Annotated in this window: 26 protein-coding genes; 8 read left to right on the forward strand and 18 right to left on the reverse strand. The window is 42.7% G+C overall.

All coding sequences use genetic code 11. The annotated features are described in order from the left end of the window. Positions 1-29 precede the first annotated feature (29 nt). From MHB79_RS13525 to trmB, 3 genes are all read right to left on the reverse strand, one after another. A complete protein-coding gene (locus MHB79_RS13525; protein WP_340989962.1) occupies positions 30-1,727 on the reverse strand; it encodes an NAD-dependent malic enzyme in 1,698 nt (565 codons plus the stop codon). A 73-nt stretch (positions 1,728-1,800) separates the two neighbouring features. Next, entirely contained in the window at positions 1,801-2,649 is an 849-nt protein-coding gene (locus MHB79_RS13530; RefSeq protein ID WP_340989963.1) for a YtnP family quorum-quenching lactonase, read from the reverse strand. Positions 2,650-2,764: 115 nt separating this feature from the next. Beyond that, positions 2,765-3,406, reverse strand: coding sequence for a tRNA (guanosine(46)-N7)-methyltransferase TrmB (gene trmB, locus MHB79_RS13535; protein WP_050943547.1), 642 nt, complete (start codon positions 3,404-3,406; stop codon positions 2,765-2,767). Positions 3,407-3,594: 188 nt separating this feature from the next. Here trmB and MHB79_RS13540 point away from each other — a divergent pair, with 188 nt between their 5' ends. Further along, entirely contained in the window at positions 3,595-3,870 is a 276-nt protein-coding gene (locus MHB79_RS13540) for a YtzH-like family protein (protein ID WP_126740821.1), read from the forward strand. Here MHB79_RS13540 and MHB79_RS13545 read toward each other — a convergent pair. The 4 genes from MHB79_RS13545 to thpR form a co-directional block, all read right to left on the reverse strand. After that, a complete protein-coding gene (locus tag MHB79_RS13545) occupies positions 3,867-4,667 on the reverse strand; it encodes a phosphotransferase family protein (RefSeq protein WP_340989964.1) in 801 nt (266 codons plus the stop codon). The two genes, MHB79_RS13540 and MHB79_RS13545, sit on opposite strands and share 4 nt — an antisense overlap. Before the next feature lie 285 nt (positions 4,668-4,952). Next, positions 4,953-5,882 carry a YegS/Rv2252/BmrU family lipid kinase gene (locus tag MHB79_RS13550; RefSeq protein WP_340989966.1) on the reverse strand — a complete coding sequence of 310 codons (930 nt, stop codon included), beginning with the start codon at positions 5,880-5,882 and terminating at the stop codon, positions 4,953-4,955. A 48-nt stretch (positions 5,883-5,930) separates the two neighbouring features. Beyond that, positions 5,931-6,866: a hypothetical protein gene (locus MHB79_RS13555; protein ID WP_106033037.1), complete on the reverse strand. Its 936-nt coding sequence runs from the start codon at positions 6,864-6,866 to the stop codon at positions 5,931-5,933. A 25-nt stretch (positions 6,867-6,891) separates the two neighbouring features. After that, positions 6,892-7,443: an RNA 2',3'-cyclic phosphodiesterase gene (gene thpR / locus MHB79_RS13560; RefSeq protein ID WP_340989968.1), complete on the reverse strand. Its 552-nt coding sequence runs from the start codon at positions 7,441-7,443 to the stop codon at positions 6,892-6,894. A 94-nt stretch (positions 7,444-7,537) separates the two neighbouring features. Here thpR and cysK point away from each other — a divergent pair, with 94 nt between their 5' ends. Next, positions 7,538-8,467 carry a cysteine synthase A gene (gene cysK, locus MHB79_RS13565; protein ID WP_412056545.1) on the forward strand — a complete coding sequence of 310 codons (930 nt, stop codon included), beginning with the start codon at positions 7,538-7,540 and terminating at the stop codon, positions 8,465-8,467. A 217-nt stretch (positions 8,468-8,684) separates the two neighbouring features. On the opposite strand, the gene MHB79_RS13570 is transcribed toward cysK, so the two are convergent. Then, positions 8,685-9,311, reverse strand: coding sequence for a Type 1 glutamine amidotransferase-like domain-containing protein (locus tag MHB79_RS13570; protein WP_321999464.1), 627 nt, complete (start codon positions 9,309-9,311; stop codon positions 8,685-8,687). Between the two features lie 22 nt (positions 9,312-9,333). After that, a complete protein-coding gene (gene pepV / locus MHB79_RS13575; protein ID WP_340989971.1) occupies positions 9,334-10,734 on the reverse strand; it encodes a dipeptidase PepV in 1,401 nt (466 codons plus the stop codon). Between the two features lie 94 nt (positions 10,735-10,828). Here pepV and MHB79_RS13580 point away from each other — a divergent pair, with 94 nt between their 5' ends. Both MHB79_RS13580 and MHB79_RS13585 read left to right on the forward strand, forming a co-directional pair. Next, positions 10,829-12,127 carry an NCS2 family permease gene (locus MHB79_RS13580; RefSeq protein ID WP_050943541.1) on the forward strand — a complete coding sequence of 433 codons (1,299 nt, stop codon included), beginning with the start codon at positions 10,829-10,831 and terminating at the stop codon, positions 12,125-12,127. A 371-nt stretch (positions 12,128-12,498) separates the two neighbouring features. After that, positions 12,499-12,720 (forward strand): DeoR family transcriptional regulator, encoded by a 222-nt coding sequence (locus MHB79_RS13585; protein ID WP_008356419.1) that lies wholly within the window; start codon positions 12,499-12,501, stop codon positions 12,718-12,720. Positions 12,721-12,804: 84 nt separating this feature from the next. On the opposite strand, the gene MHB79_RS13590 is transcribed toward MHB79_RS13585, so the two are convergent. Together MHB79_RS13590 and MHB79_RS13595 are read right to left on the reverse strand one after the other, a co-directional pair. Continuing rightward, complete coding sequence (locus MHB79_RS13590; protein WP_050943540.1) at positions 12,805-13,521, reverse strand: pseudouridine synthase; 717 nt, start codon at positions 13,519-13,521, stop codon at positions 12,805-12,807. Between the two features lie 16 nt (positions 13,522-13,537). Further along, a complete protein-coding gene (locus tag MHB79_RS13595; protein WP_340989973.1) occupies positions 13,538-15,160 on the reverse strand; it encodes a putative polysaccharide biosynthesis protein in 1,623 nt (540 codons plus the stop codon). 175 nt (positions 15,161-15,335) lie between these two features. Between MHB79_RS13595 and MHB79_RS13600 the strand changes: the two genes are divergently transcribed. From MHB79_RS13600 to MHB79_RS13615, 4 genes are all read left to right on the forward strand, one after another. Further along, positions 15,336-16,607 carry a BaiN/RdsA family NAD(P)/FAD-dependent oxidoreductase gene (locus tag MHB79_RS13600; protein WP_050943539.1) on the forward strand — a complete coding sequence of 424 codons (1,272 nt, stop codon included), beginning with the start codon at positions 15,336-15,338 and terminating at the stop codon, positions 16,605-16,607. Continuing rightward, positions 16,604-16,801: a hypothetical protein gene (locus MHB79_RS13605; protein ID WP_050943538.1), complete on the forward strand. Its 198-nt coding sequence runs from the start codon at positions 16,604-16,606 to the stop codon at positions 16,799-16,801. The genes MHB79_RS13600 and MHB79_RS13605 overlap by 4 nt, the downstream gene beginning before the upstream one ends. 139 nt (positions 16,802-16,940) lie before the next feature. Next, entirely contained in the window at positions 16,941-18,473 is a 1,533-nt protein-coding gene (gene opuD / locus MHB79_RS13610) for a glycine betaine transporter OpuD (RefSeq protein WP_003217541.1), read from the forward strand. A 326-nt stretch (positions 18,474-18,799) separates the two neighbouring features. Beyond that, complete coding sequence (locus MHB79_RS13615) at positions 18,800-19,324, forward strand: CbrC family protein (RefSeq protein ID WP_340989975.1); 525 nt, start codon at positions 18,800-18,802, stop codon at positions 19,322-19,324. Between the two features lie 29 nt (positions 19,325-19,353). Here MHB79_RS13615 and MHB79_RS13620 read toward each other — a convergent pair whose 3' ends face one another. The 7 genes from MHB79_RS13620 to MHB79_RS13650 all read right to left on the reverse strand — a co-directional run bounded on the left by MHB79_RS13620 (position 19,354) and on the right by MHB79_RS13650 (position 24,636). Continuing rightward, a complete protein-coding gene (locus MHB79_RS13620; RefSeq protein ID WP_003217582.1) occupies positions 19,354-19,536 on the reverse strand; it encodes a sporulation protein Cse60 in 183 nt (60 codons plus the stop codon). Between the two features lie 101 nt (positions 19,537-19,637). After that, positions 19,638-19,949, reverse strand: a complete 312-nt coding sequence (locus MHB79_RS13625) for a rhodanese-like domain-containing protein (protein ID WP_003217560.1) — start codon at positions 19,947-19,949, stop codon at positions 19,638-19,640. A 54-nt stretch (positions 19,950-20,003) separates the two neighbouring features. Then, entirely contained in the window at positions 20,004-20,687 is a 684-nt protein-coding gene (locus MHB79_RS13630) for a YesL family protein (RefSeq protein WP_340989977.1), read from the reverse strand. A gap of 21 nt (positions 20,688-20,708) precedes the next feature. Beyond that, complete coding sequence (locus tag MHB79_RS13635; protein WP_340989979.1) at positions 20,709-22,001, reverse strand: Gfo/Idh/MocA family protein; 1,293 nt, start codon at positions 21,999-22,001, stop codon at positions 20,709-20,711. Positions 22,002-22,018: 17 nt separating this feature from the next. Next, positions 22,019-22,543 (reverse strand): lipoprotein YteS, encoded by a 525-nt coding sequence (locus tag MHB79_RS13640; protein WP_339160362.1) that lies wholly within the window; start codon positions 22,541-22,543, stop codon positions 22,019-22,021. Then, positions 22,540-23,652 (reverse strand): glycoside hydrolase family 88/105 protein, encoded by a 1,113-nt coding sequence (locus MHB79_RS13645; RefSeq protein WP_339160363.1) that lies wholly within the window; start codon positions 23,650-23,652, stop codon positions 22,540-22,542. The genes MHB79_RS13640 and MHB79_RS13645 overlap by 4 nt, the downstream gene beginning before the upstream one ends. An 18-nt stretch (positions 23,653-23,670) precedes the next feature. Further along, positions 23,671-24,636 (reverse strand): ABC transporter permease, encoded by a 966-nt coding sequence (locus MHB79_RS13650; RefSeq protein WP_003217645.1) that lies wholly within the window; start codon positions 24,634-24,636, stop codon positions 23,671-23,673. Positions 24,637-24,793: the final 157 nt, after the last annotated feature.

A 24,793-nucleotide genomic window follows, 5' to 3' on the forward strand; every position in this document is an offset into this window, starting at 1 on the left:
CAAAGTTGTGTCCTTGCGAAGCTTCTTTTTTATATGGCTTTGATTTTTTTGTACACAGGATGCCACATAGCGTCCTGTACAGCCTGAATAAGGTCCTCAGGCGTTTCCTCTGCAATTCCTTCATCGATCGCTGCTTGCGCCACACGAACAGCTACTGTTGCTGAAACGGTTCGAAGCTGATCAACACTTGGCAGCATCGCTGCACCCGGCTTTCCGACATTGACCATGCTGGCAATCGCTTCAGCACTCGCAACAAACATGCTGTCTGTCATGAGGCGTGCTTTAGACACAATCGTTCCAAGGCCAAGCCCTGGGAACACAAGAGCATTATTTGCTTGCCCAATTTCATATGTGACGCCGCCATATTCGACAGGATCAAATGGGCTTCCTGTTGTCACGAGGGCGCGTCCTTCTGTCCACTCAATGAGATCTTCAGGCTTTGCTTCTGAAAGAGGTGTCGGGTTCGACATCGGTAAAATCGCTGGGCGCTCTACGTGTGACGCCATTTCTTTCACAATTTCCTCTGTAAATGCTCCTCCTACTGTCGAGGTGCCAATTAAGATGGTTGGTTTAGCCTGTTTGACGACCTCTAATAAATCAATGGAATGCCTAGGACCATTACGGGCATAATCCTTTACTTCGTCAGAACGTCTTGCATATGGCTTTTGAAATGGCTGAATGTCAGGCGAATCATCTGTAAGTAAACCTGTTTTATCAATACACCAGAAATGATCATATGATTCCTCTTCTTTGACTCCGTCTCTGACAATCGCATCACGGATCTGCTCCGCTATGCCAATCCCTGCCGTACCCGCTCCGAAAATGACGATTCGGTGATCTTTCAGCGGAACCTTCGAAGCTTTTGCACATGCCATAACCGCAGCAAGTGAAACAGCTCCAGTCCCTTGAATGTCATCATTAAATGTACAAATCCGTTCCTTATATTTTTCCAATATGGCTCGTGCATTTTTTGTCCCAAAGTCTTCCCAGTGAAGGAGGGCATTTGGAAAGGTTGCGCGGGCAAGCTCTACATATTGATCGATAAACTGATCATAACGCTCGCCTCGAACGCGAGAATGCTGATTTCCAACATAAAGCGGATCATTCAAGAGACTTTCTTGGTTCGTCCCCGCATCAAGTACTACGGCCAGCACGCGGCTAGGATCAATGCCTGCTGCGGCTGTATAAACAGCAAGTTTCCCGACTGAAATGGCAATACCGCCAACACCCCAGTCTCCAATACCTAAAATACCTTCTGCATCTGTCGCAACGATTAAGTCAATGGATTCATCCACACCGTAAGAGGCAAAGATCTCTTCCATGCCTTCCAAGTCATCAATTGATAAATAAAGCCCCCTTGGCTTTCGATACTCGTGGCTATAACGCTGAATGGCTGTTCCAACCGTCGGTGTATAGACAATCGGCAGCATCTCTGCCAAGTGCTCATTTAGTAATTTGTAAAAAAGCACTTCGTTTCTGTCATGAAGTGATGTTAAATACACATTTTTCCCCAGTTCATCTGGCTGTGCCTTGAACTGCTCATATGCACGCTTTGCCTGATCCTCTAATGTTAAAACCTTAGGTGGTAGAAAGCCCTTTAAACCAAGCTCTTCCCGCTCTTCCTTCGTAAATGCAACCCCTTTGTTTAAATAAGGGACGGACATGACTTCCATCCCTCTTAATGGTGTTTCAATGACATCACCATGTACACGATAAAATTGGTTCACCTGCACTCTTCCTTTCACAAGTTCATTTTGTCGTTATTTTGTGTGAAAGGCGAAAAAACATGCAGATGATCTTTTATCTTCCTGTTTCTCTTTTGACTTCATGTGTGATTTGCCCATCTTCATCCCACTTAACAGCGCGGTAAATCGCATCATGATAAAACAAGTACCACGCATTTTTTTCTTCTGCAAATGCCTGCCATTTTTGCTTAGCTGGAATTGAGGTCATTGGATAATCATCATATGCCAAGACCCATAATGGATTTTTATGAGCGTGCGTTGGCATAATGTCAGCTAAATGAATCGCTGTTTCACCCTGACTTGTGAGCGTTAAGATGCTATGACCATTGCTATGACCGCCTGTATGATGCAGCTCAATGCCTTCTATTACTTCGATGCTTTTTTCAAATGGCACCACTTGATCTGCTACAGGCTCCCAGTTTTCTTTCCAATATGTATTTCTTGAGCGGATGTTAGGCGCCCTCATTTCATCCCATTCGATTTTGGATGTGATGATTTTTGCTTGCGGAAAAACAGACACGAGCTTTTCTCCTTCGAGTTTTGTTAATCCGCTTGCATGATCAAAGTGAAGATGCGTCATTAAGACGTAATCAATATCTGCTGTTTGCAGGCCGAGTGCCGCGAGTGACTCTTCCAATTTTGTCTCTTCTGTTACGCCGTAATTGCGTTTTTGTTTATCCGTCAGCTTCCCTGATCCGATGCCAGAATCCACTAAAAAATGGAGACCATTCCACCGTATGAGGATTGGGTCACACCGCAGTTCAATTTGATTGCGATCGTTCACCGGGTATTTTTTTGACCATAACGGCTTTGGCACCACACCAAACATCGCACCGCCGTCCATGTGTGTATCTCCCCCGTTTAACCAGAAAAGTTCCATGTCACCTATGTTCATTGTCTCCATTGCTGTCATCCCTCCTTTTTCTATCGTAGCAAATACAGCTGAAAATCGCATGCATCAATCTTTTCATGAAAAAAGCTGACTGCAATTCTTTTTGCAGCCAGCTTGATGTCACTTGTTATTCTGAAAATTTCACTTCTGATCGATAGATAGGTTGTCCCATAGACGAGAATTTCTCTTCGTATTCCGTCATCACATTTCCTTCTAGTCCGTCCTTATGTAAATCTAAGCTTACATACGTTAAAAGAAGGCCATATGCAGAAAAGCTCTTTAAGGAATATTCAAATAACCCGCGGTTATCTGTTTTGAAATGCAATTCACCGCCTGGACGGAGAATATGTTCATATCGCTCTAAAAAGGCCTTAAACGTCAATCTGCGCTTTTCATGTCTTGCTTTTGGCCACGGATCAGAGAAATTCAAATACACTCGGTCAATCTCATTTTCCGCAAACACATCTGTCAGCGTTTCCGCATTAATGTTCAAGAGCTTTACATTTTCAACATCTGTCTCTTTGATTTTATCTACTGCTGTCACAATGACACTTTTAAATAATTCAATGCCAATATAGTTGGTATCAGGATGAAGCTTGCCCATTCCAGCGATAAAGCTCCCTTTTCCTGTGCCAACTTCAATATGGATTGGATGATCATTTCCAAACAGCTCATGCCATTTCCCTTTATATTGCTCTGGGTTAGCTAAGGCAATATGAGCATTTTCAGCTAAGTAATCATCAGCCCATGGTTTATGTCGCATTCTCAATTTGATACACCTCTATTTTCTTTACATTTTATCAAGATACCATGAAACATAAAGACCCGCAAGACAGCATCTTTATGCGCATATGAAAAAGACCAGCCCTTCGCTTGAGCTGGTCTGCCGCATGTATAAATTGGGTGCTGAATGCACAGTTTAACCACATAAATGACACGCAGAAAAGGAGCATACGTATGGGATTAAACCGTCAACATCAGCTTCAATTAATCAAAGATATTTTAACCGATCACCAGTTGGATTGCTGCGGGACTGTTGCAGAATATGAACAGGTGGGACGCGTGATTCAATTCATGCTGGCAAAAGAAGACCTTGATGCCGACATTCGTCAATTATTAACTGATATTTATGATTACAGCCAAAAGGGCACTTCTGTCAGTTCAATCGATGCACATATTGAGGCGCATCAATCGCATTTGTCAGAGTGGGTCGAGAATATTCCTCTGTCTTAATGAATATTTAACCGCTGTAAGAGTGCGCACAGCTCCGCTTGCACTTCTTGCTGCGCTTTTTCATTCCCTTTTCTTTTATGCCACACGACAAACGATACGGTTTCAGCGAGGACGTACCAAGCCATGCGTTTTCGCAAATTGTCCGTCAGCTGGGCACCGTACATTGAGAGCCAGCTTTCCCAGTTCTCTTCTTCAACATAATGGTATAAAAGTGGTCCAAGATCAATGGCTGGGTCAGCAATCATCGCCCCATCCCAATCGATCAAGTAAAGCTGGTTTTCATCTGTCAGCAGCCAATTATTATGATTCAGGTCACAATGACACACGACCTTGTCTTCAAATTGAACTGCCTCCACATGCTTCTCTAAGTACTGGATAGCACGTGTGACGTCGCGCGAATCAATTTGCTCTTTAAATATGGACTGTTTTAAATGCTTCAGAATGGATGCTGGGTCTAGAGAGTGCTTCTCTAATCGTTTCAGCATATCAAGCAATTCTTTCGATGTATGAATTTTTCTTAGCTGCTCTGCGACAGGACGGTCATTCATGTCCTTTGGCTTCAGCTCTCTGCCGCTCAGCCAGTGCTGCGCAGTGATGACATCCCCATTTTCCATCCGTTTTGTCCAGACAAGCTTCGGCACAATGCCTTCAGCTGACAAAACCGCAAGAAACGGTGACGTATTGCGTTTTAAAAATAGCTTTTGGTCATTGTGTGTTGCGAAGTACGCATCTCCCGTAGCGCCTCCAGCAGGAGAGATGTGCCATTCGCTACCTAATATTTGTCCCAACCAGTTCATATCAATTTTCAACCCATCATTTCTTAAAATATTTTAAATCGTGCTTTTTTAGTCGACAAAATTCAGCCGATTGAAGGTCAATAGGCTGTTTCTTTTTTTATTTATATGATCATAAAAACAAAAAGGACAGCTATTGAGAATGAGATGCTAAACAATAGCCGTCCTATAGATTTTATCGTTACCTTCTTATACTCGTCAAGCAAAACTAGAAAATCAGGACAAGAACCTTATGAAAAGAAAGGCTTTTTTCATGGTTCTTTGACTAAGACATTCACGATAAGTGATTTAAGCACGTAATTTTAAGGAGTATTCACTCGCCTTCACAAAAACAGGCGTTGCGCCGATCACTTCTCCATCTGCATGAAATAAGATTTTTCCATCTGCCTCCAAGTACGCTTCTTCGTGCTGAAACAGGGTAACGCCCTTCATTCCAAGGTGCTTGCGAAACACCATCGCACTTAGAAACAAGAGCACTTTAAATGGATTCAAATCTGTGACAACGAGTGTTTGAAAGCCTGGCTGCCTTGCGCTTACTTCTGGCGCTGCTTCCAGCCCACCTCCGTAATAGGGTTGATTACAAACAATCACAAACCACACTTGGCGAAAGACCTTCTTCTCGTTTTCAATAAACAGTGCAAGGTCGAACGGCTTAAAGGACCATAAAGAATGGAGAAATGACAGCGGGTAGATGATAAACCCAAGCCCCAGTCGTTTCAGCCACTTTTTTCCTCTGAAATGCACTGTTTTCCTTAGCACATGCGCATCAAACCCAGCACCGATATGATTGATAAAGAGAACGGATTGTGCGCTTTCTGCGTGATCTTGAAAGGAGCCGAGTGAAAATGTTTTGGTGAGCATTCTTTTTTGCTTTCTCACTTCTTTTAGGACATCTTGACGATGGATGCCAAGGCCCTTCGCCGCATCATTCCAATGACCGGCGGGGACAAAGCTTAGCTGCACATGATCCATTTCCTTTAAGCCATTTAGGACTTCATGAATGGTTCCGTCACCGCCAATGACAATCAGGCGCTTTAGCCTGTCATCTTGCATGGCGCTAATTTGTCTTGCCAATACTTCTGCATGACCTTCATGCTGGGTGAGAAACGATCGATATGAGATCTCCATCCTTTGTAGTTCTTTCTCTATACTCTTCCATGTACGAAGTCCTTTTCCATGTCCTGCTGCTGGATTAACGATAAAGTACCATTCATTCATATATTAGCTCCACTCAGGTCTCATTTTTCGTGACCTTCCATTATGCCTTTAATCGAGCCATTCCTGCCTTCTTTTGCTGTCTGATTCACCATAAGCAAGCAATGCTTTTGTCGCCTTAAATTGCTGATGCTTTGTCGGCGCAGTATTTTTCCGCTGCTTTTCAAACCAATCTTCCGCCTTCTTCTTATCGACAACCTCCATCCCGTATGGAACTTCCGGTAAGTCAATATAAGAGGTACGGCTGATCAGGATTTTTTTCACAGGAAGATGGACACCGCTTTGCTGTAAGATTTTTGACACGACGGTGCCAGAGCGTAGAAGGCTTGCGCAAGGATTCAAAACGGACTGAACCGCTTTCCCATTCGCCCGCTTTTCCCAAAAACGTTCCTTCGTTCCGATATATACACTGTCAGGCTCTGCCTCTAAGAAGGATAAACAAATCACTTCCAGCGGCGTAATGAGGACTGGACATAATTCCATCTCTGCTTTTTGAATGAGCAGCACCGGTTTGTACATCACAAAATATGAATCCGGAAGCTGCCTAGCAAGCATGCGCAGCTTTTCGTCATACCGAATGTGGTGGGAAACGGTCGAAATGTTGGAAATCGTCGAGCTCGCCCATTTTAATTGAACATCATATAGATGATCCTTAAAAAAATGAATGAGCTTCGTTTCATCTGTAGGAACGTTTGTAAAGACACCTTGCTCTATATCTGTCGGCTCGTTAAAAAGACTCAGGTCCCGTTCCTTCTTCATATCGGCTTCTTTTTGCTTTCTCTTTAAGGAGAATTTCTTTCTCTTTTCCTCCTCTTGTTCAGGCGCTTGTTCAGAGATTTGGTCAAATGAATGCTGCGTCTTCTCTTTTGAAGCTTTTTTTAACTCGTCCCACCTTTGCTTTTTCAATCGAATGAATTGATTGATGTAGTGATGCGGGTCTTGTTCATATCGTGATATATAATCTTGAATTTTGATAATTTGCGCCATCTGCTGCTCACTCCAACTTTTAGAATCATTTATGTAGTGCAAATTGTTTGATTGCGTGATAACGCGGGGTTTCTCTCGGGCGTATTTCATATAGAGTCATACAAGAAACCTCTATCACGTATGGCTCTTTGCGTAAAGGCGCTTGTTCTGCAAAAGAGTGGTCCGCGTTCCATTTGCGCGCAATCGTCATATGCGGATGAAACGGTCTCTTTTCAACAGGATGTCCTGTTGACAATACGGCTTCTCTCACCTTTTCTCTTAATTGCATGAGTGGTTCACTTTCATCAGGTTTTGCAAAAAAGACTCTCGGGCGTTCCTTCGTGCCAAACTGTCCGACCTCATTCAGCTCTAGTGAAAATGCAGTGGCTTCCTTTGAGAGGATCTCAAGCAGCTCGATGATCTTCTTTAAGCGCTCATCTGGAATGGCACCTAAAAAGATCAAGGTCACATGATAATCATGTGGTGCTGTCCACTTTTGAAAAGACAGTCCGCTTCTTTGATCAATGTCTTTTTTGATTTGATGCGCAAGTTGTTCAGGGATGTGAACCCCAATAAAATAATGACGGTTTTCTAACACAATATCACCTGTCCTTTTATAACAAACTTTACGAATCCCCATTGATGATAGTATAACTAAAGAAATGCGGAATGAGAAGAAAGGGTGTCACATGATGAAGGTTGCACAAAATATAGCGGAGCTGATTGGCGATACACCACTTGTTCAATTACAGCGGCTTCAGCCAGACAATGCGGCAGCTGTTTATTTAAAGCTGGAATCGTTTAATCCTAGCGGCAGTGTGAAGGACCGCGCTGCTTACAATATGATCGTCGAGGCTGAAAGGCAAGGGAAGCTTACAAAAGGAGCGACCATTATTGAACCGACGAGTGGGAATACAGGGATTGGTTTAGCTATGAATGCAGCAGCTAGAGGGTATCAAGCCATCCTTGTGATGCCTGATACGATGACAAAGGAACGAATCAATATTTTGAAGGCTTACGGGGCGCAGGTCGTTTTAACCCCAGGAGAAGAAAAAATGCCAGGCTGTATTCGCAAGGCAGAGGAGCTGGCAGCTCAAATTCCTCATAGCTTTATCCCGATGCAATTTGATAATAGAGCGAATCCAGATGCCCATAGAGGCACAACGGCTGTTGAAATCATGGAAGCTGTCAAACAACTTGGAAAGCCCCTTGGAGCCTTTGTCGCAACAGCAGGAACTGGCGGAACCATTACAGGCACTGGAGAGGAATTAAAGAAGGCTTTCCCTCATATGACCATACGTGTGGCAGAGCCGAAGGGATCTCCAGTCTTATCTGGCGGGACACCTGGCAAACATAAACTTGTTGGCACAAGCCCAGGATTTATTCCCAAAATTTTAAACGAGCATGTCTATGATGAGATCGTGCAAGTAAGCGATGAAGATGCGTACAATATCACACGTCAGCTTGCCCGTCTTGAAGGAATTTTAGTTGGTCCATCCTCTGGAGCAGCCTGCTATGCTGCGATTGAAACAGCCAAGCAATTGCCGGTAGATCAAATTGTGATCTGTATGACAGCAGATACAGGCGAACGATACTTATCAAGTGATGTTTTTCAAGATTAAAAAAGGAACAGGGTCATGAATCCCTGTTCCTTTCAGATTGTTGACAAAGGGCTAAAATGATCTTGATTTTAGCCCTTTGTCTTCTTTTCAGCGTGATAGAAAACCTTTGCAGCCCTAGGAAGGACGAGCACCGGAACGGAGCGAATTTGACATTCGTGAGTACCGGTGCGCAGGACTGACACCGAATGCGAGGGTTTGTCTACATGCTGTTTCAAGGTTAGGACGATTTGTCGGACTTCACCTCAGCCTGCTCCCCTGTGATGAGTAAAGCCTGCTCATCAGTAAGCGGGCATAAATCGAGCGTCTGCTCATACTGCTCCATGATTTGCTGCGCAGCCTCGCCTAAATAGGTATTGTACATATGCGGTACCGGACAGTAGCTTATCTCATTGAATCCTTGATAAGATGAAAGCTCTGGTGCCTTCTGCCGATCATCCATCACGGAGATATATTCAATGCTTGGCGCCATGATGATACTCCCTGCGGATTCGCCAATGTACAACTTGCCTTTATTGATTTCTTCTTTTAGCACGTCATCGAGACCGTGATTTCTCAATTCCTGCAGCAAATAGAAGGTGTTGCCTCCTGATACGTACACCACATCATTTTGTTTTATCATCTTTATGATTTCTTCGGCAGACTGCTCAGCTATTTGAACGATTTCTAGCTGCATACCGAGTTGATGAAAGGCTTCTTTCGCTGCCTCCACATAGTGAGTGACTTCTTCCACAGCACTTGCTGTTGGAAAAAATGTCACACGTTTTCCTTTTAATGATTCACCCGTAAAGTCAGATAAGAGAGAATAGCTGTCTTTGAATGAAGAGCATAAGAACATTTTTTTCACTGTGAATCCCTCTTCTCTTTTTCTATTTTGCCAATTCATACATGGCTTGTGCATATAGAGCGGTTGCTCTTAGTAGATCATCGATTTCGATATATTCATCCTTCTGGTGTGCGCAATCTGGTCTGCCAGGGAAGAGAGGACCAAAGGCAACGCCTGCTTCTAAAGATCTCGCATACGTTCCTCCACCAATGGCAATCAGGTGAGCTGGATCTCCCGTTTGTTCCTCATATACCCGCTGCAATGTTTTGACAAGTGGGTGATCTTTTGAGACGTGATGCGGGGGGCTGTCATCAAATTTTAGAAGGGTAGCCCCTTTGATGCCTTCGATCCCTTTTTTAACGTCCTTGCCGTCTGCTGTCACTGGATAGCGGACATTTAATCCTAGCTTCGCTTCCTCGCTTTGTGTATAGCGGATCGTGCCAACATTCAAGGTCAAATCTCCGCTAATGTCATCTTTGCAAGCAATCCCCAGCTTTTTCCCTCTTGTATCCTGATCAAATAAAGCATTGATTTGAGAGGTAAAAGCAAGCCCGTCTTCATCTAATTCTTGTCCACATAGGAAATTGGCCATATGAATGCCCGCATTGATGCCATGCGCCGGCTCCATAGCATGAACTGATTCACCTTTTAATGTGAAATGCAGTCCATCCGCTACATTCTTTACCTCACCTGATAATTGATTGTCAGCAAGATAAGCTTCAAAAGTTGTTTTTAATGATTCAGCATCGTGTTCTTGTGCCGCTGTCACAGTGGCAGTTGCCTCATCCGGCACCATATTCAGCCGCATACCCGATGTGAATTGCTTGAGCGTATAGCGCTGATGTTGTTCTGTATGTTGATATGTAAATGACACAATGGCATCAATGATCCCTTTTTCAGCATGAATAATCGGAAAATCAGCATCTGGTGCAAATCCAATTTGCGGCATCGCCTCGTGCTTGAAATAATGGTCCACACAGCGCCAATCACTTTCTTCATCTGTTCCAATGATCATTCGAATCTTTTTTGACAGCTTCATCCCTGTATCTTTTAACATCTTCAGTGCGTAGAAAGCCGCCATGGTTGGCCCTTTATCATCAATGGCGCCTCGTGCAAATATTTTATTTTCTCTTATGTCCGCTGAAAATGGCGGGGTTGTCCAGCCGTCACCAGCAGGCACAACGTCCACATGGCATAGCACACCTACAATGTCTTCGCCTTCTCCATATTCAATATGACCAGCATAGCCATCCACATTCTTGACTGTGAATCCTTCGTCTTCCCCTTTTTTCAGCATATACTGAAGGGCCTGATCGACTTTTTCACCAAATGGCTTTCCTTCTTTTCCACCTTCTTCATCAAGGACACTTTCAATTTGTAAAAAAGATTGTGTGTCCTCAATCAAATCGTCTTTTTTTCGTATGACTTCAGCTTCCCAATTCATTTTTCCATTCCTCCTTGAAAAAAGGTTGCAATCCACCCTTAAAACGAATATTATATTAATTGTTTTGTAATAATGTTCGTAAATGGAGGATTTTATGTTTCAGTTAAAAGAAAACCAAACCAACATAAAGAGAGAATTAATCGCTGGTATGACGACATTCTTTACTATGGTATATATTGTTGCCGTTAACCCAGGAATTCTTTCAAAAGCAGGCATTCCTTTTGACCAAGTCTTTACTGCAACAATTATCGCTGCTGTCGTCGGTACGCTCTGGATGGCACTATTTGCAAACTATCCGATTGCGATTGCACCAGGCATGGGGCTGAATGTCTATTTCACCTTTACAGTTGTCGGTGGTGGCGGCATCAGCTATCAAACAGCGTTCAGTGCGGTATTTGTTGCTGGAATACTCTTTATTATTTTATCGTTAACATCCCTTAGAAAACAACTGATTCAAGCCATTCCAGATAATTTAAAATACGGCATTACAGCCGGAATCGGGCTTTTTATTGCATTTATCGGCCTCCGTCAGTCTGGGATTATCGCAGCTGACCCGGAAAATTTAGTGAAGCTTGGCAACTTAAGCTCGCCTGTTGTCATTTTAACGCTTGTCGGCTTAATGATCTCTGTTATTTTAATGGTACTTCAAGTAAATGGCGCTCTGTTTATCGGCATGTTAGCGACGACACTGATTGCGGTCGTAACAGGCCAGCTTCATTTTCCGAAAATGCTGATGGACATCCCTGCACTACCAGAAGGCATGCTGATTACAAACCCATTCGCTGCCTTCGGCGATGTATTCTCTCATCATTTATACGCTGTCGTCTTCTCCTTCTTACTAGTGACGATTTTTGATACAACGGGCACAATGATCGGAGTGGCCGAACAAGCAGGACTCATGAAAAATGGGCAGCTGCCAAAGGTACGCAGAGCCCTGCTCGCTGACTCTGCTGCAACGACGATCGGTTCTATGTTTGGAACAAGCCCAACGACAGCTTATATTGAATCATCATCTGGGGTTGCTGCTGGCGGAAGAACTGGACTCACTTCTTTAACGGTCGCTGCACTGTTTATTGTGGCATTGTTTTTCGGTCCGCTCGTTCAGGCCATTTCTTCTTTACCATCCATCACATCACCTGTTCTCATCATTGTCGGGTGCTTGATGATGAACTCCGTGTCACGCATTCGCTGGAACGAGCTAGACGAAGCATTCCCTGCTTTTCTAGTGATCCTTTCCATGCCGCTGACATCTAGTATTTCAACCGGAATTTCACTTGGATTTATTTCATATCCACTTGTGAAACTGGCAAAAGGGAAATGGAGAGAAGTACATGTACTTGTTCTCATCTTTGCCATTTTATTTTTCATTCAGCTCTTTTTCTTAGAAGGATAACAGAAACAATAAAGGCACATTCTAACAAGGGATGTGTCTTTTTAAGATGAGTGAATTTTTTATTTTGTAAATTTTCTGTGTTTCATTTTTGGACGTTTGAATGTGACAGTATTCTCCATACGCCTTACGCCCATTGGGTTGTAACCGAATTCAAAACATGGTATATACCATGTTTCGATTCATGAAGACAAGTTAAATAACATGTAAAGTTGACTTTTTGGTGGAACTAGATGCATAATAACGTGTATAATAGAATAAAACATTAAGAAACACGAACATTTACCATTGTTGCATGTCCTTATTTCGCAGTTTTAGTGTAGTAAGTTGTGGTTAGTCAAGTCCATCCGATCTTATTGATAGGGAGTGGTTTTTTGAAACCTTCAACAAACCGTATGATGACTCGAATAAAATCAGTCTATATGTTCATTCAAGAGAAAGGTCTTGTGACGACACAAGAGCTGGTTGATGAATTCGGGATCACACCTAGAACCATTCAAAGAGACTTAAACGTGCTTGCCTATAACGATCTTGTTCATAGTCCAAGCAGAGGCAAATGGGAAACAACGAGAAAAAAAGTAAAAATATCATCTTAAGCGTATAATGAACTGTCCATATAACAAAAAGAACCGGCGACATGCCGGTTCTTTTCTTTTGTCTTCTTTTCTTTTGTTCTACATTTATGGTCGATTGATTAAGCTGTCTAATTCTTCGTCCGTCAATTCACGGTACTCCCCTGGCGCTAGATCTTCATCTAAAGAGATAGCTCCCATCGAGCGTCTTTTTAAAAAGATGACTTCATTTCCCACTGCTTGCGCCATCAGCTTCACTTGATGGTACTTTCCTTCAGTAATTGTTAAACGGATGCGTGTATCTTCACTTTCATTCGCATCTACTTCAACCTTTGCCGGCTTCGTGCGGTAATCATCTAAAATGACAACACCCTCTTCAAGACGCTTGATGTCTTGATCTCCTAATGGATATTTCAAATGAACCTCGTACGTTTTTGGCACATGCTTTTTTGGAGAAAGTAATTGATGAGCAAGCTGTCCATCATTTGTGAGGAGGAGAAGACCGACTGTATCCTTGTCTAGTCTCCCGACAGGAAATGGCTCCCTTGCGATATCCTCCGGCTCAAGTAAATCGACGACCGTTTCATCCCGCAAATCTTCAGTAGCTGAGATGACCCCATCCGGTTTGTTCATCATTAAGTAAATGAATTCTTTATATTCTACACGCTCTCCGTGTACGAGCACTTCATCATTCGATGGATCAACATGATCTTTCACCTGCTTCGCCAGTTCTCCATTCACGGTGACTGCCCGTGCCTTGACCAGCTTCTTTACATCTTTTCTTGAACCAAAGCCGCTGCTAGCAAGCAATTTATCAAGCCTCATGAAACTCCACCTCTTCTTAACTCTTTTTTCTTAAAAATTTCGGCATACGGCTGCCGAGTACACGCTCAAGTAATCCTACCTTATATGACAAGAACAGATACACACCGCCGCCAGTGATCATTGAAATCAAAATGACGATACCCGCGTTAATAATTCCACCTTCATACGAAATCACTTGGCTCACAAGCTGACATGTCGTATACGCCACTACAGCCATAATCGCAGTCAAAATACCAATGAGAATAAATCGTTTGAAAATCCTGCGGAACGAATAGCCGGCATGGCGCTTAATCATGATAAACATATACAAGATGGACGCACTATAGCCTAACGCAGTCGCAAGCACAGAACCATTTCCTTGCAGCCAGCTGATTAGCGGAATGTTCAGAACCGTTTTAATGATGATCCCTAACAACAGACTGACGATGGCAAATTTTTGTTTGTTAATTCCCTGCAAAATCGCTGCATTAATGGTGAATAAAGAAAACAATAACGCAACAGGTGCATACCAGAACAAAATTGACATCCCAATCTCAGGATGAACAGACGGATAGAAAAACCAATAAACCGGTCCAGCTAATGCCGAGATACCAAATGAAGCAGGCAGCACGAAAAATAATATGACCTGCATCGTCTGATCAATTTGTCTATTGAGCAGCTTGTAGTTACGAGCTGTAAATGATTCCGTAATCGTTGGAATCAAGGTTAAGCCAAACGCTGTTGCAAGGGACACAGGAATCATCACGAGCTTCGGTAAATATAACGTCACAATAGACAATACCGCTGTACTAATATCCTGATGGCCTGATGCAATCATGGCTCTGTTAATCGTGTTTGTATCTATATAAGAATAAATTGGAATCGCCAGTCCAACAAACACATACGGTGCGGCATAGCTAAATAGCTCTGTAAACATTTGCTTATAAGATAAGTCAGAGGAAGCACCTGTATTCGGCTGCATGGATAAGAGCCGATCCTTGCGCTTCAGCCAATATAAATAAAGCGTGAATAAGCCGCCAAATGCGCCGATAAGTGCTGCAAATGTAGCATATCCGACAGCGATGACAAGACCGCCGTCAAGCACTTTTAAAATAATAAACGTTGCTGTTAATAGGAAGATGATTCTGACAAGCTGCTCGATGACTTGGGAAACAGCTGTCGGTCCCATCATAGAGTGTCCTTGGAAGAACCCTCGCACGAGACTCATAATTGGTACAACCAAAAGACCTAAACTGACCATCCGAATCACATATACCACTTGGTCGACGGTCAAACCGCCTGTTTCATTTGATCCGCCAAGCTGAATCTTGGCGAAAATTGGTGCACTCAAATATAAAAGAGAAAAAGCGATAATCCCGGTGACAAGCATGACCGACATACCCGCCCTGAACATTTTTCTCGTTGTCTCATAATCGCCAATTGCATTATATTTAGAAACAAATTTTGATACCGCTGTTGGAAAACCAAGCGTAGCAATACTTAAAAAGATCGTATACTGATTGTATCCATATTGAAATAGCGCTCCACCAGTAGCTCCAACCATTGCGCTAAATGGAATTAAATAAATCATACCAAGAATACGAGAGAGATAAGTCCCTATCGTTAAAACCAACGTACCACGAAGCAGTTTATTAGACATGCGCTTAACCACCATTTTTCTAATGAATATTCAACTCAACTATTTTACCACATCATTTCGACGCACAGGTAACAAATCCAATACAGAAGGCACAAAACCAATCAATTCATATTTCAGCCTTCCCCAATTTTCGTTATAATAGATAAATGACTGAAAGTAGAAAGAGGAATGTAACATGAAACATTATGATGTCATTGTCATTGGCGGTGGACCTTCTGGACTGATGGCCGCTATTGCATCAGCAGAGCACGGTGCAACTGTTCTGTTAATTGACAAAGGAACCAAGCTTGGCAGAAAGCTCGCCATTTCTGGCGGTGGACGCTGTAACGTCACCAATCGCCTTCCAGTAGAAGAAATCATCAAGCATATTCCCGGAAACGGCCGTTTTTTATATAGTGCATTTTCTGAGTTCAATAACGAGGATATTATTTCGTTTTTTGAAAACCTCGGCATTGAACTTAAAGAAGAAGACCATGGACGTATGTTCCCTGTCTCAAACAAAGCACAATCTGTTGTGGATGCCCTTTTAGACAGGCTCCGTAACCTCAATGTGACCATTCGAACGAATGAGAAGATTAAAACAGTTCTGTATCAAGACGGACAAGCAGCCGGAATTGTTACAAATAATGATGAAAAAATTTCAAGTAAATCCGTTGTGATTGCTGTTGGCGGAAAAAGTGTGCCGCATACTGGTTCTACTGGTGACGGCTACGCATGGGCAGAAGCCGCTGGTCATACGATTACAGAGCTCTTCCCAACAGAAGTACCGGTCACATCGGATGAACGTTTTATAAAAGAAAAAGTGCTCCAAGGGCTTTCTTTAAGAAGTGTGGCTGTCAGTGTTTTAAATAAAAAAGGAAAACCCGTCGTCACACATGTCATGGATATGATCTTTACACACTTTGGCTTATCCGGCCCAGCTGTTCTTAGATGCAGCGGATTTGTGGTGAAAGAATTGAAAAAGCAGCAGGTCGTCCGTCTGCAAATAGACTTATATCCGAAGCTTAATGACGAAGAGCTTTTCCAAAAGCTTCATCGAGACCTAAAAGATGAACCAAAAAAAGCCATTAAAAATGTCCTAAAGTCTTGGATGCAAGAACGCTATTTATTGTTTTTGTTAGAGAGGAACGGTATAGATCCGCAAGACACTTTTTCTGGTCTTGCTAAAGACAAACTGCGCGCATTCGCCCATGATTGCAAACATTTTATCGTTCATGCCAATGGTACGCTCTCCTTGGACAAAGCGTTTGTTACAGGAGGCGGCGTTTCTGTGAAAGAAATTGAACCGAAGAAAATGGCGTCTAAAAAAATGCCCGGTCTTTATTTCTGCGGAGAAATTCTAGACATTCATGGTTATACAGGCGGATACAATATCACGTCAGCACTTGTGACTGGCAGGCTTGCCGGCATGAATGCTGCACTCGAAGCAAAGGAGAGATTTTCATGATAAGACGTGCACTTCCGATTATCCTAGCAGTTGTGATTAGTTTGACAGCCGCTGTTTTCTTAAAGCTGTCCATTACCCCATTAAAAGTTGCCATTGTGTTGGCATTTACCATCTTCGCTGTTTGTTTAAAAGAATACGTCTACCGTCTTCGTAAACGTATTGAAGAAAAATCATCTTCACATATCGATAGTTGATTAATGGAAGCAAAACATGTTACGGTAAAGTAGAGGTCGAGTGAGAAGCTCGCCTCTTTTTGTTTGAAATTAGTTGAGTTAGGGGATATTAAGTAAATCCTCTGCTTAAACGTGTAGAACAACAGGAGAGTGAGATGGTGTGAAAAACGTATCAAGTGTATTTTGGATTGTGATTGCGATCACATTTGTTGCCGTCATATGGGGAGCTTTTTCTCCAGAAACACTGCAAAATGTCACAGATCAAATTCAAACATACATTACAAATGACTTTGGCTGGTATTACTTGTTAGTGGTGTCACTACTCGTCGGCTTTTGTCTATTCTTTATTTTTAGCCCAATCGGTAAGATTACGCTAGGAAAACCTGGGGAAGAGCCTGAATTCGGCTTATTTTCTTGGTTTGCGATGCTATTTAGTGCCGGTATGGGAATTGGTCTTGTTTTTTACGGAGCAGCTGAACCGATCAGCCACTATGCCATCCAGTCACCAACGGGTGATACTGAAACGGCGCAGGCATTCCGAGATTCCCTTCGATATACTTTTTTCCATTGGGGGCTTCATGCATGGGCTATTTATGCCATTGTTGCACTTTGTATTGCTTACTTTAAATTTAGAAAAGATGCACCTGGCTTAATCAGTGCAACGTTGCAGCCGGTTTTAGGAAATAAAACGAATGGATGGATCGGAAAAACCATCGATTGTATTGCGGTATTTGCAACTGTAGTTGGTGTTGCGACAAGCCTAGGATTAGGCGCAGCACAAATAAACGGTGGATTGAATTACCTGTTTCACATTCCGAATGCTTTTAGCACACAATTGATCATTATCATGATTGTGACGGTGCTTTTCCTTGCATCTGCTCTAAGCGGAATTGGAAAAGGCATTAAATATTTAAGTAATATCAACATGGTATTAGCAGCTGTTCTGATGTTTTTCTTACTTTTGGTAGGTCCAACTGTTTTTATCTTAAATTCATTTACTGACTCAATTGGGCAATACTTATCCAACATCGTTCAAATGAGCTTCCGTCTATCTCCAAATGATCCTGAGAAGAGAGAATGGATTAATGGATGGACAATCTTTTATTGGGCATGGTGGATTTCTTGGGCACCATTTGTCGGAATCTTTATCGCAAGGGTGTCACGCGGACGAACGATTCGAGAATTTTTAGTAGGTGTCTTAGTGGCTCCTTCTATCCTAGTATTTCTATGGTTCTCGATTTTCGGTGTATCTGCGATGGATTTACAGCAAAAGAATATTGTCGATGTTGCGGGTCTATCAACAGAAACAATGCTCTTCGGTGTACTAAATGAATATCCGCTGGCGATGATCACATCGATTCTAGCACTTATTTTAATCGCTATATTCTTTATTACATCGGCTGATTCAGCTACATTTGTGCTTGGAATGCAGACAACCTATGGATCATTGAACCCTTCTGGCAGTGTCAAAGTTAGCTGGGGTATTATCCAATCTTCTGTTGCTGCCGTACTTTTATTTTCAGGGGGACTTGAAGCCCTGCAAAATACAGCCAAGCTCGCAGCCTTGCCGTTCTCCGTTGTCATTATTTTGATGATTGTCTCACTGTACAAGTCATTGAATGATGAACGAAGAGCCATCAAGCAAGCCAATAAAGTCAGTAAACCACGAAGTCCAAGAGTAAAAAAAGCATAATCTCAAGCGAAAAAAGCCGTTCCTCATAAGAACGGCTTTCAGATTGTTGACAAAGGGCTAAAATGATGTTTATTTTAGCCCTTTGTCTCCTTTTCAGCGTGATAGAAAACCTTTGCAGTCTAGGAAGGACGAGCACCGGAACGGAGCGAATTTAACATTCGTGAGTACCGACGCGCAGGACTGACACCGAATGCGAGGGTTTGTCTACACGCTGAAAGCCGTTCCTCATAAGAACGGCTTTTTTCTATATAGACAATTTAAGATTGTTGCAAGCAGGAGGATTCCTGTAAAATAATAATGAAATCATTTCTACAATGGAGGTTTATATGACGCTGCCTACATTCAAGTACAACCCAGATCCAGTTTCGTTAAACGTGATCAAAAAAGAGCCTACGACATGTCCTGTTTGTGAAAAAGAAAGAGAATATGTGTATCATGGTCCATTTTATTCTGTTGAAGATGTGAAAGGAATTTGTCCTTGGTGCATTAAAGATGGTTCAGCCGCTAAAAAATACGATGGCACCTTTCAAGACGATGCAAGTTGTGATGACGTTGAGCAAGAGGAATATATAGATGAACTGATCTTTAGAACGCCAGGTTATCGCGGCTGGCAGCAGGAATATTGGTTAAGCCATTGCGGAGATTTTTGCGCGATCGTCCAGTATGTCGGTTGGAAAGAGATAGAACATTTAGAGGAAGAGCTCACAGAAGATATCGAAGACATTTGCAGCGGCGGAGGATTAACGAAAGAAAACCTAAAACAATGGCTCGTCAACGGCGGAGATCTGCAAGGCTATCTCTTTCAATGTGTTCACTGCAACAAGCATCGTTTATATATTGACGCTAGTTAAACAAAGTAAAAGGACCCTTCAAATAGGTCCTATTTTTTATATAAAATGAGGGCAGAAAAACAGTAGAGCTGTTCTCCTCCTTGCTCACAGATCACTGCTACATTGTACTTGATGTCAATGATTTGGTCGTCATCCATTCCTTTTAAAAAAAGATTGATTTCGCTCTGCAAATCTTTTTCGTGCTCTTCATCAAATACAGCTACCTTTAGCACATATGCCACTCTCCCTTCTCTCGCTACTCTATCTTTATGCACATGAGGGCGGACATATGAACAAAAAAAGCCTTTCATCTATGAGATGAAAGGACTTCTGTTTACAGCTTCGGTTTTGTTTCTCCTGTCCAAGCAAGCATTCCGCCAACGACATTGGTCGCTTGATAGCCTTGGTCTTCTAGGAAATAGCAGACATTTTCACTACGTTTACCAGAGCGGCAAATAATATAATACTCCTGCGTTTGATCGAATGCATCCAGTTTCTCAGGGATATCTCCCATTCGGATGTGGACAGCTTCTGGAATCATTCCTTCTGCTACTTCCTCGTCCTCACGCACATCAACAAGCTGAATGGCTTCTTCTTGCTCTAGCTTTTGTTTTAATTCTTCTATTGAGATTTCTTTTACTGACACGACGCTCATCTCTCCTTTTAATCACAGTGACACCATTATAGCAAATGAACCCCATTACTGTGTATTCACCCGCTTCGATTGCAGGAAAGACGGCAGGCGTTTCTTTACTTCGGCTGTCTGCTGCTCACTTTCAAACTCTACTTTTTTGAATACTTGATAGGCGAGCCACATATGACCATAGGCGAGTATACTCACACTAAAGAACGGCACAACTCCCGGCAAATAAGCAAAGAGAACAAACAGCAGAGCCGAGAAAACGAGCATACAGAGTGTATATTGCAAATATGAGATACCAAGCAAAAGAGAGAATTTCAGATAGAGACGTTTTTTCCAATCATAATGAGCCAGCAGCGGAAAAATATAAAACAAGCTCACAACAAAGAGAAATCCAAAGATATAAATGGCAAAACGAAGCACATGCAAAAACCAGCTCGTTGGATAAATATACGCAAGGTCTACATATATAATCGTTCCTATGATCAATAGCGCCAATCCAATCAAGTTAGAGCGTACAAACTCCTCACGGTACACCTTCCAAAAAGTCCGGAAAACGCTCACTTGCTCATGCCCTTGTATCCACTTTCTCATCACCGAAAATAACGCAGTGGTCGCAGGCATCAATCCAAAGATCCCAAGTCCCAGCATGGTGAACAGCAACCATAGCAAATTTGTATAGGCGAGTCGCATCACCCACTCACACATTCGAAGCATTCTGCTCATTGAACCATCATGATCCATCTCTTTCCCCTCCTCTCTTTTTTATGACACCGTCTCTTTCTGAAGCAACTCTTCTATGTCAATTGGGCGCTTCTCTGCAACAGACCGCCACATGCCTTCCCCAAGTGCAATTGAATAAGCACCAGCCTCTGCCCCTGCTGATATGTCATAGTGAATTAAAGGATCTTTCCCGATAAATAAATCGGCCAAAAGCAGAGGATCTCCGCCGCCATGTCCTCCTGGCTGCTTCACGACTTCAATCGTCTCTTTTGCCCCAAACATCGGATAATAAGAAATCGTCTGTTCTGGGAATTGAAAAGGAATTCTGGATGGCACATGAAACTCATTTGTTTCAATACGCCCCTTCGTCCCATTTATAGCAAGCCGGTATCCTTCGTAGGGTGCTGAGAATTGAATCGAATAGCTGAAGAGAGCCCCTTGGTCATACGCCACTGATGCCACATATGTATCCTCAATGTCAATTTCCTCATCAAAAATACAGGCGTCTGGGCGATAATTGGTGTATTGCTGCGTTTGCTCCTGACCGGATTCAATATGATCGTCCTCGACATTTGAGCGTACTACCCTCGGATTCCACCTTGCTTCATAATGACATGTATCCTTCACATGACATGTTCCGCAATACCTGTTTTCTTCCCCCTGCAAAGGATTCCAAGGACTTTTATCTCCGTAATAGTTCAGCGCCCCGTAGGCAAATACTTGCTTCGGCTTTTGATTGATCCACCAATTGACCAAATCAAAATGATGCGTCGATTTATGAATGGATAGTCCGCCAGAGAATTGCCGCGTGCGGTTCCACCTTTTGAAATAACTAGCGCCATGATACGTATCAATGAGCCAGCTCAGTTCAACAGATGTGACCCTACCAATCTTTCCTTCTAAAATGAGTTCTTTGATCTTTCGATGAAATGGATTGTAGCGATAATTGAAAGTGACTGTGACCTTTCCTTTACTTTCCTTTTCTTTTTCCATTACTTTTTTGGCGTCTTTTGCTGTTGTGACCATTGGCTTTTCAGTGATGACATCGAGATCATGGCCAAGTGCTTGCAAAATATAGGTGACATGTGTGTCATCCCTGCCTGCCACAATGACGATATCTGGCTTTGCTTCCTTCACCATTTGGTCAAATGCCTCTTCATGAAAAAACGAGACGCCCCGCAGTGATGGAAAACGCTCCTGACAAAGTGTATACCGATGATGATCTATATCTAAAAGCCCTGTAATCCTGTAATGCTCATTGAAATCCTCTGTGAGCGGTTTAATAAACATATTGAACGCACGATGACTGAGTCCGCAAATTACGACCCGTTTCACAGTCCCCACCCCTATTTCTATCGATTTTCACGAAGCTGTTTCATGAGAGACAGCGCCTCTTTGGACTTGTCTGCATACACGGGAATAAAAGCGACCATATCTCGATGTAATCGAAAGGTATAGCCGTTTAGCTTCTTCGTGCCTTTACTAACTTGAACCGCATAATCAACCGTTTCACCTGTCCTTTGATCCTCGATCGTATATGGCCCTGCCGCTTGATCATCAATACCCATCTCTTCAAGCAGCTGAAAGCTTTCAGGATCATCATATGTTCGAAACATTTCTTCCGGGACAAGCATGATGTCCCCCTCTTTGGCGGTAATTTCAACAAGAAGCTTTTCGGGAATCGCCGGGAAGATGTGGACGCTATACGTTTCTTGTTCCGTTTGAAAAGCCTTCTCGACTAATTGATCCTTCATCCCCTTTGACATGTCAGAAAAAATCAGAACATCGATACCGTTTGTTTTCCCATGACAGGCTGACAAACAAAAGGCAGCGATAAAGCTGAGGAGCCATGCTGTAGCCCTTTTTTGCCTCTTCATGCCTTTTGAAAAACAGGCAGCTTCTCTAGCTCAGTTAACGCCATAATAAAAGCGCCTGCCCCGTGTAAATCATTTGTGCTTCTTTCTCTACCGACGTAGTAATCATAAAATCCAGCGGATGTTCCGATACATATATCATTGATGGTAAGATCACCGTTTTCTGTCACAGCCGTCTTATGCTGAATTAAGCCTTGGTAAGCTTTCACCACATGATCTGTGTAGCGGGGGCTGACATACCCTTCGTTCATGGCTTTTGCCATGGCGTACATGAATAAACACGATCCAGAGCTTTCAAGCCAATTGTCGCTATGAGTACCTTTATCAATGATTTGATGCCAGAGACCTGTGTCTTGATCCTGGTACCTAGCTACACTCTCCAGCATGTCTGTCAGCGTTTCCTTCCACATCTTTCGCCCTTCATGCTGCTCTGGCAGATCCTCGATCATATCTGCTAATGCAAGGACATACCAGCCAAATGACCTTGCCCAAAACTCGGGAGAACAGCCTGTCTTTTGATCAGCCCATGGCATCACTTTTCGTTCGTCCCACGCGTGATAATACAGACCTGTTTTTTCATCTTTTGTATGCTTTCTCATGAGATGCTCTTGCTGGATCACCATATCCACCAGTTCCTCTTCATCTTTCAGCTTTGCAAACTTTAAGGCAAAAGGTCCGCCCATGTAGAGACCATCCAGCCACATTTGATAAGCATAATTGTCTTTATGCCAAAATCCGCCCTCAGATGTGCGATTCAATGTGCGATAAAGCCCGCGGAGCTTCTCCGCTGCCAGCACATACCGCTTCTCTCCTGTTCGTTCATAAAGAGGGAATAAAATGAGCCCAGCTTGGATCGCATCAAGCTCATCTCTTCGAAATAACAGGTTTCCATACTCATCAATGAGCGAATCTGCGTAGCTTTTCACATAATTGAAATACGTCTCGTTCCCCGTTGACTCATATAGCTTCATCACACCGCAAAGAAAAACGCCTTGATGATAATGCCATCTTCCAGCTGGAGGTAGCTCGATTGGTGTATGCGCTTTCATAATTGTTTGTGCTAATTTCTCTGCATGCTCAAGTGGTGATCCCTTTTTAGTCGATAATGTCATTCTTTTTCATCTCCCTTTTTAGTAAATACCTTCTTCCCCAAATTTCTTCGCTAAACGGTTCGCCAGCATAACCAAAATGAGTCCAACGGCTGCTTTAAATAGACCAACAGCGGTACTATAGCTGAATTGCCCTTGCTTAAGACCAGCTGTATAAACGTACGTATCAAAGATTTCTGCTACTTCCCGGTTCGTTGCATTGAGTAATAAATAGACATGCTCAAAGCCAAGCTCTAATGTGTCACCAATTTTTAAAATAAGCAGAACGACAATCACACTTTTAATGGCAGGGAGCGTAATGTGCCACATTTGTCTCAGTCTGCCGGCTCCATCCATTTTCGCTGCTTCATATAGCTGCGGATCTACCGCTGTAATCGCCGCAAGGTAAATGATCGTCGACCAGCCTGCTTCCCGCCAGATTACTTGTAAAATGTACATCGGCCTGAACCATTCCTGACTAAGAAGGAAGTTAATCTTTTCCCCTCCAAAGAAAGCAATTAATTCATTGATTAACCCACCATCTACTGTTAACAAAACAAAGGATAAGGACACGACAATCACCCATGACATGAAGTGAGGAATGTATATCATCGTCTGCACAAATTTCTTAAACAATGCCAATCTGACCTCGTTTAAAAGCAGGGCCAATAAGATCGGAATTGGAAAGAAAATCACGACATTCATGGCAAATAAAATCAGTGTATTTTTTAATAAGATGAAAAATGTTGGTTCTGTAAACAATCGAATAAAGTGTTTGAAGCCAACCCACTCACTGCCGAGAATACCGAGAAACGGCTGGTAATCTTGAAAGGCAATGATCAGCCCCCACATCGGCACATATTTAAAGACAAGAAAATAAATGAGCCCTGGCAAAATCATGACATACAAAAACTTTTGACTAAGCATTTGATTAAGTAAGCGCTTTCTTCTTTCTTTTTTCAAAGCTGCCGCAGGCACACCCTTGGCAGTGACATCCTCTGTTTTCATAGATAAAGCCTCCCCTCATGCTGATGCATGTGTTAACTGTATCTTAAGGATGAAAAATCCGTCTACAATCATATCATCAGATCATATTTACTTAGGGGAAGCTACTCAAAACGTTACATAAAACATGAGAAAATGATCCTAATCTCAGAAAATGATT

Source organism: Bacillus sp. FSL M7-0558 (assembly GCF_038003245.1).
Lineage (GTDB): Bacteria > Bacillota > Bacilli > Bacillales > Bacillaceae > Bacillus > Bacillus pumilus.

What these genes read in the sequence shown, in the direction of transcription:
- MHB79_RS13530 (WP_340989963.1), bottom strand. Translation starts at nt 2,649, where the DNA reads ATGGAGACAATGAACATAGGTGACATGGAACTTTTCTGGTTAAACGGG.
- MHB79_RS13540 (WP_126740821.1), top strand. Translation starts at nt 3,595, where the DNA reads ATGGGATTAAACCGTCAACATCAGCTTCAATTAATCAAAGATATTTTA.
- MHB79_RS13545 (WP_340989964.1), bottom strand. Translation starts at nt 4,667, where the DNA reads ATGAACTGGTTGGGACAAATATTAGGTAGCGAATGGCACATCTCTCCT.
- MHB79_RS13550 (WP_340989966.1), bottom strand. Translation starts at nt 5,882, where the DNA reads ATGAATGAATGGTACTTTATCGTTAATCCAGCAGCAGGACATGGAAAA.
- MHB79_RS13555 (WP_106033037.1), bottom strand. Translation starts at nt 6,866, where the DNA reads ATGGCGCAAATTATCAAAATTCAAGATTATATATCACGATATGAACAA.
- cysK (WP_412056545.1), top strand. Translation starts at nt 7,538, where the DNA reads ATGAAGGTTGCACAAAATATAGCGGAGCTGATTGGCGATACACCACTT.
- pepV (WP_340989971.1), bottom strand. Translation starts at nt 10,734, where the DNA reads ATGAATTGGGAAGCTGAAGTCATACGAAAAAAAGACGATTTGATTGAG.
- MHB79_RS13580 (WP_050943541.1), top strand. Translation starts at nt 10,829, where the DNA reads ATGTTTCAGTTAAAAGAAAACCAAACCAACATAAAGAGAGAATTAATC.
- MHB79_RS13590 (WP_050943540.1), bottom strand. Translation starts at nt 13,521, where the DNA reads ATGAGGCTTGATAAATTGCTTGCTAGCAGCGGCTTTGGTTCAAGAAAA.
- MHB79_RS13595 (WP_340989973.1), bottom strand. Translation starts at nt 15,160, where the DNA reads ATGTCTAATAAACTGCTTCGTGGTACGTTGGTTTTAACGATAGGGACT.
- MHB79_RS13600 (WP_050943539.1), top strand. Translation starts at nt 15,336, where the DNA reads ATGAAACATTATGATGTCATTGTCATTGGCGGTGGACCTTCTGGACTG.
- MHB79_RS13605 (WP_050943538.1), top strand. Translation starts at nt 16,604, where the DNA reads ATGATAAGACGTGCACTTCCGATTATCCTAGCAGTTGTGATTAGTTTG.
- MHB79_RS13615 (WP_340989975.1), top strand. Translation starts at nt 18,800, where the DNA reads ATGACGCTGCCTACATTCAAGTACAACCCAGATCCAGTTTCGTTAAAC.
- MHB79_RS13630 (WP_340989977.1), bottom strand. Translation starts at nt 20,687, where the DNA reads ATGGATCATGATGGTTCAATGAGCAGAATGCTTCGAATGTGTGAGTGG.
- MHB79_RS13640 (WP_339160362.1), bottom strand. Translation starts at nt 22,543, where the DNA reads ATGAAGAGGCAAAAAAGGGCTACAGCATGGCTCCTCAGCTTTATCGCT.
- MHB79_RS13645 (WP_339160363.1), bottom strand. Translation starts at nt 23,652, where the DNA reads ATGACATTATCGACTAAAAAGGGATCACCACTTGAGCATGCAGAGAAA.
- MHB79_RS13650 (WP_003217645.1), bottom strand. Translation starts at nt 24,636, where the DNA reads ATGAAAACAGAGGATGTCACTGCCAAGGGTGTGCCTGCGGCAGCTTTG.